Here is a 14,308-nt window from a genome sequence, read left to right as displayed (position 1 = left end):
GAAGAGATTAAAAGGTGAAAAAAGTATGCCTATGTGCTTCTGCTTCATTTGCTTATCCACGAATCATATAAGTTGGACGGTTCAGGGTACTATACGTATAAGAGTGTGTATGATTCGTTTCACTTACGATAATTCGAATGGTCATCCCTTCTCCTACTTTGCTGTCTAAGGTGAATTTCCCATTAAAAGCCTGAACTCGCTCTTGCATACCTTGAATGCCCATAGAATCGGCAAGTAAAATATCATCTATATGACAACCCACCCCGTCATCGGTATACAATATTTCAAAGCCCTCTTCGGTACCCAATAAATAAATTTCTACTGTATGGGCATACGAATGCTTTAAAGCATTGTTTAATAATTCTTGGAACAGTCGATAAATCATTAAATTCAAACGCTCATCCTCTAAATAAAGACGGTCAATGGTATAGATCAAGACAAAATCAGCGCGTTTATGGATTTTTTGTATAAGCTTCTCAAGGGCTGCATTTAAACCCAATGTATCTAAGAGTGGAGGCTTTAAATTTTCACAATAGCCCCTTAAATCATTCAATGAGGTAAGCATATGTTCATGAAGCTTCATAAGTTTTGTGGGGATCTCCTCTTTTTCCTTTGTATGCATGAGAACACCCATTTCTCTGGCGATATGAAGCTGTTCTTGTAAAATCGTATCATGAAGTTCTTGAGCAAGCTGATATTTTTCTTCCTCGAAGCGTAGCCAAAGTAATTTGTTGAGCCATGGCAGCTGTCGATTATCAGCCTCTTTCATATGCTTTAACTGATTTAGTAGCTCCTCGACCATTTTTGTATTTTCGATAAAATTATTTAAATAGAGCAGCAGCAATTCGAGCCATAACAATTCCTCATCCTTCAGATAAATCGATTTATTATGATCCACAACAAGAATGCGTTTATAATTTGCATCTTGATGAATAAAGGCGATATAGAAATGGTCTGTTTTTTTAATATCCCCTAAACCTAATCGTTCGACTAGAACCTCATCAATCTGATGCTGCGTGTATTCTTTGGATTTGTTCGTCAATGTCACTTGATGTGTTTGAAAATCATAAGTTAAAACATATACCCTTTCCATTTCAAGCTGGAGCACAACCTCCTGCACAAATTTCTCCAATAAATCCTCAATCTTTACAACTCTCCCAATACTATCGACAGTTGTATACAAGCGGTGGATGTAATCCCCTTTTGTAGAAAATAAAATTTTCCGCTTACGATAATCAATCCGCTCTTTTATATAAAACAAAGCCATTAACGATAGAAAGGCGAAAAAGAAAATCTCCGTCATGCGCGTAATGGATAGATCGGTCAATAAATATAAACCGGCTAATAACCAAATTGTAAAGCCAAAGGAAAAATTAAAATAATAACGTAATCGAGAAATAAAATACTCCATATCGAAAATACGTTCAGTTAGTTGTGTGAATATGAAGCTAAATGGAATAAGCATTAAAAAAAGTGAACATACGTCACCAGAGAGTATATGTTTATGAAAGAAAATTTCTGGTATTGCAAACAAAAAAAGAAATGGTAAGAATGGGATAATAATGCTCAATAAAAAAAGCTTTAACTGAGGTGTTTTATATATTATATAACCTCTTCCTAGTATAGAAAGAATTACTACTAGTAAAATTAAAAATAACAATAGAGTAATTTTTGAGAATAATGGATTTGTAGATGGGTAAATAATACTCAATATACTAAGGAAAACAATAGTTAAAGGTATTGAATATAATATTTTAATTTTTTGAATAAAACCCCATTTTAAATTCAAAAATAAAAAATAATTTCTTAAAAAATGTATTAAAATAACAAGACAAAGTAACATGCTACTTCGATTAACAACTGTACCAACACTATTTAGCCTTCCTGATGCACCAATACTCACATAAGCCAAAGAAACAGTTAGAATAAATAAAATAAGTAAATTAATTAAGCTTGTGTTCTTTTGTTTATAGTATAGGTAAATTGAGATAAGTAAACTTAATAAATAGAAGCTTCCTGGTATTACCAATACATATAATAGTTGTTCTGGGATGTCGAATGGGGCAATATGTAAATGTATAATTTCCCCGTGTTTTTTCAACAGTGTTAATTCTTTAGCAACTCTAATGACAGGATTATAAGTAATATTCTCCAATTCCTCGATCTTTTGACCATCAATTTCTAGAATAATGTCACCAGAAGCAATTTTTTGCTTGTCTGCCCATTCTTTATAGTATGGATCAATTATTAACCATTGATCATTTTTTTCTTGTAATTTGATGCCCAAAAAAGGTGTGCTATAAGTGACATAAAGTAAATAAATCCCCAAAATTAAATATGCACTTATAGCAAACCATAACCATTTATTTTTTATTAACTTAGTACCAAAGACCATTTTCTAATCGAACATCTTCATCAAACGAATCCAAGATTGCCTTTTGTTCAAGTGCTGAAATACCAATAAGAGAAGCTTTTTTTTCTTTTAACAATGTTACCAACGACGGATTTTGCTCTAAATATTGAATAACGTTAATCATTAAAATCTCCTCATTTCATTAGTTTTTTTAAGATCACAGTTACAAGTATTTGCCAATAAGTTCTTTATTAAAGTAATTATTAACCATATATGTAACTATATTTTCATTATACTATCTCCCTCCAATAATTCAACATAATTTTCTAAAAAATACAAAAAATCAATAGGATATGTAATAATTTTGCTATATTCCTCAAATCAAATTCTCCAAAAATAGACATAAAACCAAATAAAAAGCCTATTCCCAATAGCAGGAATAAGCTTCTAATAGTTTGCATAGCTATACTGTTTCTAACTGACAGCCATCTTGTAGCCACTTGTTTAAATCGGATGTGATTAACGTAGCAAGTTGGGGATTCATAACACCACAATCCACCGCAAAAACGTGACCATCCTCTCCTTGTCTATTCATTAGAAAAACCATTCCACCTCCATCATCACCAATGGCTATATAGCCCTTCGCATATTCTGCTACTTCCCAAGTCTCGTTTCTTTCTAGCAATTCTACTGTACCGTAAATTAACACGCCGTTAGTGAACGATAAACCATTCATCTCTTTTAAGACATATCGATAAACTTGAGGGAGATGGAAAGTCAGGCCCTTCTCCACATGTAGAATTTCGTGCTCTGTAGCAGGTAGATTGGCCGCCGCACTATTATGTAGTGGGTACATTTCGTCACCATCCTTTCGTTTGAAATAGCTTACACCTAAGCTGCACAAAATTCGTAAAATGCCATGATTAAGTGGTCAATCTCTTTTTTCTTAATCATTTTATCCAACCATTCATGTGGAATTTCATCCATATTCTTATACATACCCGCAATAGCGCCCGTAATGGCTGCAACGGTATCTGTATCTTCTCCCAGATTTACAGCCCTTAGAATAGCCTCTTTAAACGTTGTAGAATTACCTACACACCAGATTGCTGCCTCTAGTGAATGGACAATATAGCCGCTTGAGCTAATCTCACGCTCTGGAATCTTTAAAAAGTTTTCCTCAAAAATCCTTGCATATGCATTTAGCTCCGCTCGCAGATCATCCTGTAAATGACTTTGGAGCAATGAATATACCTCCTTTAAGGCTGCTTCTAGCGTATTATTTCGATACAAGCTTAATAGCAATTCAATATAAATGATGGACCCAACGATTGAACGTGGATGGGCATGCGTAATTTCTGTATATTGTTGTACCCACGCTTTTCTTTTATCAAAATCTAACTCATTCATCACCACAAATACGATAGGCGCTATCCTCATAAGGGTGCCATTGCCATTATCAAACTCGCCCGTTTTTCCACAATGCTCAGGTAAAACACCATTTTTATAGTTCGTAACGGCTTCAGCAGTCGTGATGCCTATATCAAACATTTCTCCAAATGGTGTAAGATAGCCCTGCTCCATGTATCGTACAAACTTATTCATTAAGGTTTTCGTATCGCCTTTTTCAATGATATTTTCGACTAAACATAACGTTAAAGAAGTATCATCAGACCAAGTACCTGGTGGCTGATTGTAAGTACCATACCCGGTCACATCCTGCACATGGAAAGTCCCTCTTTGCTTAAACTCAACAGGTACTCCCATTAGATCACCGATAATCCCACCATATAATGTTGCAAACACTCGTTCCTTCAAATTTGTATCTACCATCGGATGTCACTTCCCCTTTCTATGTCAAACATAATACAAAAAAGACGATAATTGAAGATGTGAATCTTCCCCCATCGTCTGTCCTATAAAGTGGACTTTATTGATATTTTTTCATAAATATTTATGTTTAAATTAATACCTCAAATGACTTTAGCAAAAACATATCTTTTATTTTCATGTGGACACAAACAGAAGAGCATTTAACTGTTTCCAACAAACTACTTGTAATAAATTATAAAATTTTCGATAATTTACTACCGACAAACGCATTTCCCCACCCGTTATTCGAGCCTATTGAAAATATAGTGTTTTTCTATGCCAAATTCCATATATGTAATATCCAAACTTTCTTCTGAAACCTGATATTCAATATAGTAATAATCAAATCCGATTTCTTTAAACAGCTCACTTTTGTCATCAAAACATGCTGGTCACATTTCTACCATTCCATCCATTACCAGTATCATTTTCGCTCGTTTGAAAAAGCATACACATTTCTCGTTCTTTAAGAACCTTTAAATCTCTTAATTATAGTATTACTGACCCTAAGTGTCTCCTATTGCTTTTACACGAAAACCAACGAAGCATAAAAAAAACTATTGGTAGACAGTTAAGTAGTATACAAGCACCTCTGAATTCAAAACATTAAAGCTCTACTTCACCTGCTTGATCTTGCTCTAGATGAACAAGTGGAACAGGAGAGTAAATAAACGTATCCCCGTCGTCTTCAAGCTTATACATGATACAAAACAAAGCTGAACCTCGCTGATTGCCACTCGGTATAGAGAAAATCATAGCTGGACAACGCAGCTCAGCAGAATGAACGCTTGCACAAAGATCTTTATAAGTAATAGTAGCAAGGTTATCGATATCTACAAGATGCTGTTGACAATCTCCCATAACTAGCATGTAATACTCTATATTCTGATTATACTTATTCACAAAGCTCTGCTTATACTCCTCAATGCTAAGAAAGCAGCACTCCCAATCCAAAGGTGGGAAACTTAACACATAACGATAGAACTTCAATTCCTTATTCCTCCTCTTTTTGAAATCAAGCTACTCAGAATAATTAAAAAGGGGAATTTTTTTGATAACCCCTTTTTTAACCTTTTCGATTTCTTCAATGGCTTTTCGTTTCCATTGCTTCTTTACTCTAAAATCTCCATCATAAAAAATCACGTTATGAAGCCCTATTAATATAACGTCTCTATTTTTTCCCCTTTCCCGTTCTAAGCCTGTATATAATCAAATATCATGGCCCAACCATCCATTGGGCTGCCATATCCCCATAGAGGGCCCGTCATTTTTTCCAATTGATCGATCTTTTCCTGATATTGCTTCACCATGGATTGACGTTCTTTTTGCGTGTACGCGTCCAAATATTCGTCACTTACTTTAAGTCGCATATTGTGCAGGAATTTGATCATGTCATAATAAAGAAAATTCTTCAAGAGAGCTGGCAATATTTTTTAGTTATCATAAAAAGGACTTTGTTCACCATCTGTTAGTTTTATTGAAAAAGGCACAGACTCCCATCAAAAAAATTTGTGTATATGCGTATATGGCACCATATGAATATAGATAGTTTCCCTGTATTAAATCAACTTCTGGATACCCTTATTCATCAATTTGAGTTCATTAGGCATTCATCAGTTCTCATTCCCACCTTTTCAAGAATTCCCCACTAACATTTTCTGAGTTCAACAAGCCCGCAGAATAATTCTCAACCATTTCTGTTCTTTCATCATCAGAAATTGATATAAATACTGTCATATCATCTTTTTTATGTCCAAACAAGCCTTCATTCCGTAATATAAGTAATGTTTCAGTCATTGTTTCATAAAATTTCTCTTCAAACTCCTTAAAACTACTATCTTTAATGGTTTCTCTCTTCTCAGCTAAATAGTCTGATACTAATTCTATTTCACTCTGTTCAAGGTCGCTATCATCATACTCCCATTCAGTAGGAACCCACTTGACAGTTTTGTATAAGATTTCACCCTTTATATTAAATGACTTCCCTTGAGAATACATATGATATTTTTTTCCATTATTTCATAGGTATTTATCGCTAAAAAATACTGTCATACATTACTGTCAGTTACCAAACAAGTAGCATAAATTCTCTCCTCTCCCATATGTTTAATTCATTTAAAACTTGTTTCATTGGTATACCTGCTAGTCGCATCTCAATAGCTTTCATTTTTAGTTCATATGGATAACTCACTCTTGTACTTATAGAAAAAGCACCTCCTAATTGAAGTTTAGGTTGCTAAACCCGAATTCAATCGAAGATGCTTTTTTTATTTGTCTATACTGTTGGGGTCAGTCCCATGAGAGTACGAAACACTTTCTTTACATATGTTTATAAATTAAATATTGATTAAATACTTTTTAATCTCAATTTTACTTTTAACTGAAATTTTAAAATCTTTAAGAACAGTACTTGCCTAATTTTTTAATGGACTAATTTAACAAAAGAAAACACATGTTGAGAGGATTAGTATCCTTTTAACATGTGTTTTGACTCATGCTAATTAAAAATTTTCCAATAAAAATCAGGAACGCCGTATATTAGCGATCATATGAAGAAAAGTAATGTGGAATATCTTCCAATTCGATAAATCGAATTCCTTTCATATGCCTTTCCTCACAAAGTTGCTTAAACCTTTCTGAACAAAATAGATATCTTGCTAATTTTAAGTCATTCAAACAAAACACGTCTCTATCATTTTCTTTTAATACAATTTTTTGATATTTTTCAACCAAATAATTTAAGTCAAGAATCTTATTTTCAGGAACTCTCCTTTTTGTAAATTCCGACTTCTCGTAATCAACAAAATCCTCTCTATTATAGTACTTAATAAAATAATAAGGTTTTTTTACCTTAGATTTCCCTTTAGAACTAACTACTTGGAGATTCGATATAACATACTTTTGCAAAGTATTTACTTGATTCATCAAAGTAAGAAAATCACAACTGACGATGTGACCATTAAAACTCTCATAATAGTCGAATTCAATTTTATTATTAGTAATTAACCATAAATCTTTTGGCATATCTTGTTTTACGAAAAAAATCTTGTTCCATTCGTATCCCATTCCCTCATTATATTTTGTTTCGTCAAAAGATTCGTGAATAACGCCTTCCAAAAAAATAGGCGATTTTATATTATCCTTAACAATCATATAGTAACTCATTATATCACCCTAATCTTTGACACTTAGGATATTTCCTAGATTGCACAGTATCAAAGTATCCTTCCTGTATTTTGTTTTTTAATTCTATTTGCAGTTTGCGAATATCTGTCCTAGCATCTTTTTCATTTATTAGACCAAGAGAGTATTGATCGGAGATATCAGTCACCCTACTCATGACATAATCACTATACATAGAATGACTAGTATTATGAATCATGCTAAAAGAACTTCCTTTTAATGTGGTAGGGTTGCTAGGCATCATAATACCATTAAATGCTTCGTCTCTTAATCCCCCCCGATAGAATCAAAGAAGGATTGATGTGTTTTCCATGTATTAGTTGTAATAACATGGTGAGCTTGAAATCCTGATATTTTATCTCCAGCCTTTTTTCTGTTTCCAGCAAGAACTTGGCTAGGTGCTCTCGCTAAACCGAATGGATCATTCTCCATGTTTGGATCTTGCACATACCCATAAAGCGTAGGATTCCCACCCGCAAGTCCAATCGGGTCAATTTGAATATAGTTCCCTTGCTCTGGGTCATAGTATCGGAATCGGTTATAATACAATCCAATTTCTACATCTTCATACTGCCCTTGATAACGGAATGGAATGAAATCTTTCTCACCTGTAAATTCTTTCATTCGTCCATAAACATCAAGCTCAGCCGACCAAACCTTATGACCTTGCTCATCATAGGCTTCGACAGGTGTTCCAAGATAATAACTAATAATACTGTAGCTACCTTTATTCGTGATTTTTGCTGAAGGGACAAAGCTATCATTGAATACCCATGTCGCTAGATTATCTGCGATATCGGCATCTGTCTGCGAGGCATTCTCCACTGAATTTTCCAATGTATCAGAATTATCCTGTGACAAATACTTATGCAGAATCGTATTTCCTTCCCATACGAATTCGTCAAAGCTCGACAGATATTATCCATAAAATTGTTTATTTAAATTAACTGTATTATCCAATATTCATATGGTAAAATTAAACAAAAAATATTGGAGGAATAATAAAATGATGCCTTTTGAAGAGAACATGAGAATTCGGAATGACACCTTAGAGGAAATTAGTCATCCTATTTATAAATCTATTTAAATAACTTTCATACGGATATGATTCAAGAAATTTCCTTTAACATCAAAGCTGGTATTGTTCAAAAGGATTTCGATTCAATTATGAATTATTCATTAAAATACATTTTACAATCTCTTTTCATTCAAATTAAAAAGTCAAAAGAATTCGAATTAATGGAATTATTTTTTGGAGATAAAGTATGTGATGAGTTTGAAAAGCTACTTCTTATGGATGCTATTGATATTTCTTACCATATAGATGATTTTATTACTGAGAAAGAAATGGAGGAAGAAGGTATTAGTGTGGACGACTTAGATAACTTTCTTAATATCATTGTGAATTTTAATGAAAAGCAGTTTGCAATATTAAAACTTACTAACTCTGTCTGTGAGCTAGGAGAATTAGCTTTTCTAAATCTAGACACTTCAGATACATTCATTAATGGTAACCATTATAGTGACTATGAAGAGAAATAATTCTCTTCATAGCACTGAGGAAATTCATATTATGAAATAAGAGTATGTTTAAAATATGCTATTCATTTATTAGAGTCAAAGTCCTGTCCCTACTTTCATAAAACGCAATCCATTAATTCCATTTTTTTCAATAAAATCTTTAAAATTTTGTGTACAGAAATAAAAGTTGTTAATTCTAATATCTCTAAAAATAGTTTCATTTTCTATTTTTTCTAAATTAAATCTAATGTTTTCACCTCGCAACATTGCAAGAGATTCTTGCATATCTAAACCATCAAAATTAATTGCTGTTAAAACATTTGTTATATTTATATATGTATAATCCTCTGAAATACCTTTGATTTTTATGGGGAGGGTTTCTATAATTTCTGAAAATTCATCGATAAAAAACTTTTCAAATTTCTTTTTTACTATTAATGTAGCTCCATAACAACGTGAATCAAAATCTAACAATTTTCCTCTATTCAGTTTATCTTCTGAAATACCAAATATCTCTGCGTTCCAATCCAGAGTAATTTTTTGCCCTGTAAAAGTTGAAAAAAGACGAACATAGTCCTTATTTAAAAAGGTTAAATCTTTAAAATCATCATCATTTACAAATCTATATACATTCATTTACAAAACTCCCTTTACCAAATTTTAACGTTAAATAATAAATCCGTCCTAATATTTTCCGGATCAGCTAATACTGCTTCTTTTGCTTTTGCTCCACCAAAACGTTCTGCAGACTCCAACCTATCAGCAACATTTCTAAAATAATCATTAGTATGGATTATTCTATGATAAGCACCAGGTTATATACTATTTGGATCCATGTTTTAAATAAATCCCATTATCTGCACTATTGACATCAATCTTATGCCTTTCTAGAATATCCCTAGCTCTTTGAGCATTTGGATTTGAATGGTCCCCCGCTACAATATGATGAGCTGCTGAACTTTTATACTTATGCCAAGCACGTTTCATGTACCCTTCATTCTTTCTTAACTCACGATTAGCTTTGTTCATATTTTTCTTTAACTCTTTAGTACAAGAAAGACCAAAAATATCTATTGAGTTATTTGTATCTTGTACATAGCCATATAAGACCAAACCTCCATTAAGCCTAATTGGATCCTTTTGCGTATACATACCCTCAATTGGTGAATAATATCTAAATCTGTTGTAGTAAAGGCCAGTTTCTTCATCCTCGTATTGCCCTTGATATCGGAATGGTATAAAATTCTTGTCACAGGTAAACTCTTTTGACTGACCACAAATATCTAACTCATTGGACCAAACCTTATTACCATCAGTATCGTAGGCTTCAGAAGGTGTACCTAGATAATCACTAATAAGGCTTCTTCAACTAATCAATCGATCTAATAAATTCCTTAAATTGATATATTATTTACACCACACTCATCAATTTAAAGTCTTTCCATACAAAGTTCACATAACTAATTCTTTTTTAGCGTCGGCCTTTTATTCATATATCTTACCTACATATAGCATAATAGATAATAGTTTCCAGTCAATATTTTTGGGAGTATCTAAACCAGAATTTTCATAAAATCCTTCCATATCTTCCATCCATCCCTCAATGGCTTGAAGAAATAAATCTATAGATTTATTCTCCCATTCATCTATATTTTTTTTATAATCCGCTGATAATAAATTTACAAATTCTAAGAATTGTTGCTTGTTTGATACGTTTTCAATTTTGTTATACCAATCCATATTATTCACACCTCTCTATTTCAACTATTGACTCTATTTTTTCCTACAAATCACCTGTCTAGATCCATCTTCCCTCTTTAAAACAATTGATGTTCCACCATTTTTTGTTGACATTTTAAACCATTGATTCTTCACTTGTTTTTTACTTGCCCAGTTTACTGGAATTTCATCAATACCTGCGAGCCTTCTATGATCCAACGTCCATATTTTACCGTCTGTATCCTTCCAAACATTAACTGTAGGTAAGTCACTTACTTTAAGTGAACCATTCTTTAATGATTCAGCATTTTCTAAAACTGTAAATGCACCCGTACTATTCTTGATATTACTCTGCATAAAATGAATTTCATTTGGATCTAACGAAAGAGGTTTATTTCCTGATAACTCAGCACAATTAAATTCAGGTTTTGGCTTTAATCCAAATGGATCATTTATAGCATTCGTATCACTAACATACCCATAAAGCGTAGGATTCCCACCCGCAAGTCCAATCGGATCTATTTGAGTATAATTCCCTTGTTCTGGGTCGTAGTATCGGAATCGGTTATAATACAATCCAATTTCAACATCCTCATACTGCCCTTGATATCTAAATGGAATAAAGTCTTTCTCACCTGTAACTTCTTTCACTCGTCCATAAACATCAAGTTCAGCTGTCCAAACCCTATTCCCTTTTTCATCATAGGCTTCAACAGGTGTTCCAAGATAATCACTAATAATACTATAATGACCTTCACTCGTAATCTTTGCAGAAGGGACAAACCCTTCATTAAATACCCATGTAACTAGATTATCTGCTATAGCAGTATCGGTTTGTGAAGATTTTAGATTGTCTAAAGTATCTGCAGCATTCTGCGTGGAATACTCATGCAGAATCGTATTACCATCCCATACAAAATGCGTTGCCTTATCCTCAGAACGCTTCTCTATTCGCCTACCTAATGAATCATACTTGAAAGTAACTTCCGTATTATCTGGCCTAATGACCTTCGCCATCATTCCATTGCCACAGTACTCATACTTCCACGTATCACCATTCTTTTCGACTTTCTCTATGAGATTGCCTTCTTCGTCATAGGAGAATCTGGCATCTTTCGTTTCTAGTAATCTACTACCAGCGCCATAAACACGATCTTTTTTGTCTTTTGTTTCATACAAATTCCCGACATCGTCCACGCTACGGTATAAGAAATCAAATTGACCGCCTTGATTAGACCATACGAGGTTACTAAATTCGTCGTAACCATACGTCACTTTTATACCCGTTAGCTCCTTGACCATGCTGCGTAATTGGTGATTCACATCCCAATTGTACACGCGTCTTCGCGTACTCGCGGTTTTGACTACTTACGCGATGGTGTGTCGGTCTACCAGTTATATCATATTGCCATTTACTAATGACATCGCCTGGCAGGATACGCTCAATCTCTTGCCCAAGTTCATTGTACTGCATCGAGGCTGTCCACTGGCCTTGCTCGGAGCGAGAGGCTGTCATTTGCAAGACATTGCCCAGCTCATTACGCGTGACATCGATTTTAGCACCGAGGCTACTTGTTATTTGGGAGCGATTGCCTAATTCGTCATAGCTACTGGCAATCCAATGGTCATTTTGCCACTCTTTGATAACTTGGCCGGATAGGTCTCGCTCTAGCAGTTACATGCTCGTTTTCCGTTTCTAGTAGCGAACCGTTTTTGTCATAGGCAAACGTTTCCCAGGTGCCATCGTAGTAATCTGATTGAATGACATTCCCTAGATTGTCATGCTGATACGCTGTCCAGCGATTTCCTGGACGTTGAATGCGCTGAACCAATCCTGCCAGACTACGCTCATACATTTTTTCCATGTCATCAAAGCCAATTTCCTTGATGATATGGCCTTTTGTATCACGTTCAAACGTATACGCTTCGCCTTTTTCATTGATAACAGCGGTTAATTGCTCCTCTGTATCATAGGTGAATTGTACTTTCTTGCCACCTTGTTTTCGAGACGTTAGGCTGCCTAGAATCGTATAATCAAAGACAACTTGCGTATGACTATCTTTTGCAAAAATAATATCGTCATAGGCATTGTACTTTAATTGAACATCGTTACCATCGGAAAGGTTGGCTCGTACAAGGCGATTCAAGTTATCATAACGAAACTAAATCCGCCACTTAACCCAATCGGATCTATCTGTGTGTACGTGCCAGTGCATGGGTCATAATAGCAGAAGCGATTATAATACAAGCCACTGCTCAAATCGTGATACTACCCTTGATAACGGAATAGAATAAAGTCTTTCGTCCCTGTGAATTCTTTCTATTAGCTTTTCTCCTGTATAACCACCATGACATAGACAGAAAAAGCAGTCCCTGACTTAAAAAACCTACGTAAAAAGGGGTTTTATACCTCTTCATACGTAGGTTCTAAAATTATATTTTCTCTGCAATATTACAATTAATTACTAATTATTATTTGAAGTTCACCGAATACTACTCACTAAGATTTCCCTCACACCTTTAGGTTTTGATAAATTCACCCCAGCCATAACTAATCACCTCATCTTCAGTTGGAAAATCATATTTTGCATATGTGTTAAATGGCAAACATTGTTCCTGAGTTATTTCATATGGACTTTTCCATTCAGATTCACATTCTTTACAACACAAATACAGATTTAATGTTTGAATATCTTTTACAATTATGACCCAGCCTTGATCACACAATGGGCACCAATCAACTTTATCTCACATTCATTTAATCCAAAAGGATCGGTCATTCTGTTTGGATCTTTTACATAGCCATACAAAGTGGGATTCCCACCCGCAAGTCCAATCGGGTCAACTTGCGTATATTCCCTTGTTCTGGGTCGTAGTATCGGAATCGGTTATAATACAATCCAATCGCTACATCTTCATACTGCCCTTGATAACGGAATGGAATGAAATCTTTCTCACCTGTAAATTCCTTCACTCGTCCATAAACATCAAGCTCAGCCGACCAAACCTTATTTCCTTGCTCATCATAGGCTTCAACAGGCGTTCCAAGATAATCATTTATAATACTGTAATGACCTTCACTCGTAATCTTTGCAGAAGGGACAAAACCATCATTGAACACCCATGTCACTAGATTATCAGCTATAGCAGTATCAGCCTGTGAAGATTTCAGATTTTCTAAAGTATCCGCAACATTCTGGGTGGAATACTCATGCAGAATCGTATTGCCATCCCATACAAAATGGGTAGCCTTTCCTTCCGAACACTTCTCTATCCGTCTACCTAGTGCGTCATACTTGAACGTAATCTCTGTCTTATCTGGCTTCATGACCTTCGCCATCATGCCATTGCCATAGAACTCGTACTTCCATGTATCTCCGTTATGTTCGACTTTCTCTACGAGATTGCCTTCTTCATCATAAGAGAATCTGGCATCTTTCGTTTCTAGTAATCTACTACCAGCGCTATAGACACGGTCTTTTTTCTCTTTTGTTTCATATAAATTGCCGACATCATCGACACTACGATATAAGGAATCAAATTGGCGACTGACAATAGACATCATGTTTTTTCTCTGATAACTTAAATGACCTTTAATATTATGAGAATTTGTAAAATTAACCAAACAGAAAGAGTAGCAAAAAATCCCTCAAATAGGGA

At 34.4% G+C, this 14,308-nt stretch carries 17 protein-coding genes; 1 reads left to right on the top strand and 16 read right to left on the bottom strand.

What is annotated here, in order from left to right; all coding sequences use genetic code 11:
- Positions 1-52: 52 nt before the first annotated feature.
- From MHI34_RS16015 to MHI34_RS15975, 9 genes are all read right to left on the bottom strand, one after another.
- Entirely contained in the window at positions 53-2,395 is a 2,343-nt protein-coding gene (locus MHI34_RS16015) for an ATP-binding protein (protein WP_342503660.1), read from the bottom strand.
- Complete coding sequence (gene comX, locus MHI34_RS16010; RefSeq protein ID WP_058844011.1) at positions 2,379-2,537, bottom strand: competence pheromone ComX; 159 nt, start codon at positions 2,535-2,537, stop codon at positions 2,379-2,381. The genes MHI34_RS16015 and comX overlap by 17 nt, the downstream gene beginning before the upstream one ends.
- Positions 2,538-2,816: 279 nt before the next feature.
- Positions 2,817-3,209 (bottom strand): SMI1/KNR4 family protein, encoded by a 393-nt coding sequence (locus MHI34_RS16005; protein WP_342503659.1) that lies wholly within the window; start codon positions 3,207-3,209, stop codon positions 2,817-2,819.
- Between the two features lie 35 nt (positions 3,210-3,244).
- Positions 3,245-4,186, bottom strand: coding sequence for an ADP-ribosylglycohydrolase family protein (locus MHI34_RS16000; RefSeq protein WP_342503658.1), 942 nt, complete (start codon positions 4,184-4,186; stop codon positions 3,245-3,247).
- Between the two features lie 645 nt (positions 4,187-4,831).
- Positions 4,832-5,215 (bottom strand): hypothetical protein, encoded by a 384-nt coding sequence (locus MHI34_RS15995; protein ID WP_036125675.1) that lies wholly within the window; start codon positions 5,213-5,215, stop codon positions 4,832-4,834.
- Positions 5,216-5,418: 203 nt separating this feature from the next.
- On the bottom strand, positions 5,419-5,568 hold the full coding sequence (locus MHI34_RS15990) for a hypothetical protein (protein ID WP_342503657.1): 150 nt from the start codon (positions 5,566-5,568) through the stop codon (positions 5,419-5,421).
- Positions 5,569-5,845: 277 nt separating this feature from the next.
- Positions 5,846-6,223 (bottom strand): DUF4303 domain-containing protein, encoded by a 378-nt coding sequence (locus MHI34_RS15985; protein WP_342503656.1) that lies wholly within the window; start codon positions 6,221-6,223, stop codon positions 5,846-5,848.
- 540 nt (positions 6,224-6,763) lie between these two features.
- Entirely contained in the window at positions 6,764-7,378 is a 615-nt protein-coding gene (locus tag MHI34_RS15980) for an Imm43 family immunity protein (RefSeq protein ID WP_342503655.1), read from the bottom strand.
- A 297-nt stretch (positions 7,379-7,675) separates the two neighbouring features.
- Positions 7,676-8,245, bottom strand: coding sequence for an RHS repeat-associated core domain-containing protein (locus MHI34_RS15975; RefSeq protein WP_342503654.1), 570 nt, complete (start codon positions 8,243-8,245; stop codon positions 7,676-7,678).
- 330 nt (positions 8,246-8,575) lie between these two features.
- Between MHI34_RS15975 and MHI34_RS15970 the strand changes: the two genes are divergently transcribed.
- Positions 8,576-8,950: a hypothetical protein gene (locus MHI34_RS15970; RefSeq protein WP_342503653.1), complete on the top strand. Its 375-nt coding sequence runs from the start codon at positions 8,576-8,578 to the stop codon at positions 8,948-8,950.
- A gap of 75 nt (positions 8,951-9,025) precedes the next feature.
- Here MHI34_RS15970 and MHI34_RS15965 read toward each other — a convergent pair whose 3' ends face one another.
- The 7 genes from MHI34_RS15965 to MHI34_RS15935 all read right to left on the bottom strand — a co-directional run bounded on the left by MHI34_RS15965 (position 9,026) and on the right by MHI34_RS15935 (position 14,213).
- Positions 9,026-9,565, bottom strand: a complete 540-nt coding sequence (locus MHI34_RS15965; RefSeq protein ID WP_330493192.1) for a DUF1629 domain-containing protein — start codon at positions 9,563-9,565, stop codon at positions 9,026-9,028.
- Between the two features lie 186 nt (positions 9,566-9,751).
- Complete coding sequence (locus tag MHI34_RS15960; RefSeq protein ID WP_342504476.1) at positions 9,752-10,168, bottom strand: RHS repeat-associated core domain-containing protein; 417 nt, start codon at positions 10,166-10,168, stop codon at positions 9,752-9,754.
- A 246-nt stretch (positions 10,169-10,414) separates the two neighbouring features.
- On the bottom strand, positions 10,415-10,669 hold the full coding sequence (locus tag MHI34_RS15955; RefSeq protein WP_036127392.1) for a hypothetical protein: 255 nt from the start codon (positions 10,667-10,669) through the stop codon (positions 10,415-10,417).
- Positions 10,670-10,702: 33 nt separating this feature from the next.
- Positions 10,703-11,923 carry an RHS repeat-associated core domain-containing protein gene (locus tag MHI34_RS15950; RefSeq protein WP_342503652.1) on the bottom strand — a complete coding sequence of 407 codons (1,221 nt, stop codon included), beginning with the start codon at positions 11,921-11,923 and terminating at the stop codon, positions 10,703-10,705.
- Positions 11,898-12,122, bottom strand: coding sequence for a hypothetical protein (locus MHI34_RS15945; RefSeq protein WP_342503651.1), 225 nt, complete (start codon positions 12,120-12,122; stop codon positions 11,898-11,900). The genes MHI34_RS15950 and MHI34_RS15945 overlap by 26 nt, the downstream gene beginning before the upstream one ends.
- Positions 12,123-12,273: 151 nt before the next feature.
- A complete protein-coding gene (locus MHI34_RS15940) occupies positions 12,274-12,795 on the bottom strand; it encodes a hypothetical protein (RefSeq protein ID WP_342503650.1) in 522 nt (173 codons plus the stop codon).
- Positions 12,796-13,442: 647 nt separating this feature from the next.
- Positions 13,443-14,213: an RHS domain-containing protein gene (locus tag MHI34_RS15935; RefSeq protein ID WP_342503649.1), complete on the bottom strand. Its 771-nt coding sequence runs from the start codon at positions 14,211-14,213 to the stop codon at positions 13,443-13,445.
- Between the last annotated feature and the right edge of the window lie 95 nt (positions 14,214-14,308).

It is taken from the genome of Lysinibacillus sp. FSL L8-0126, from assembly GCF_038630385.1.
Classification (GTDB): domain Bacteria; phylum Bacillota; class Bacilli; order Bacillales_A; family Planococcaceae; genus Lysinibacillus; species Lysinibacillus fusiformis_D.
The sequence above is the reverse complement of the archived record's forward strand: the minus strand, read 5'-3'. Positions and strand labels throughout refer to the sequence as shown.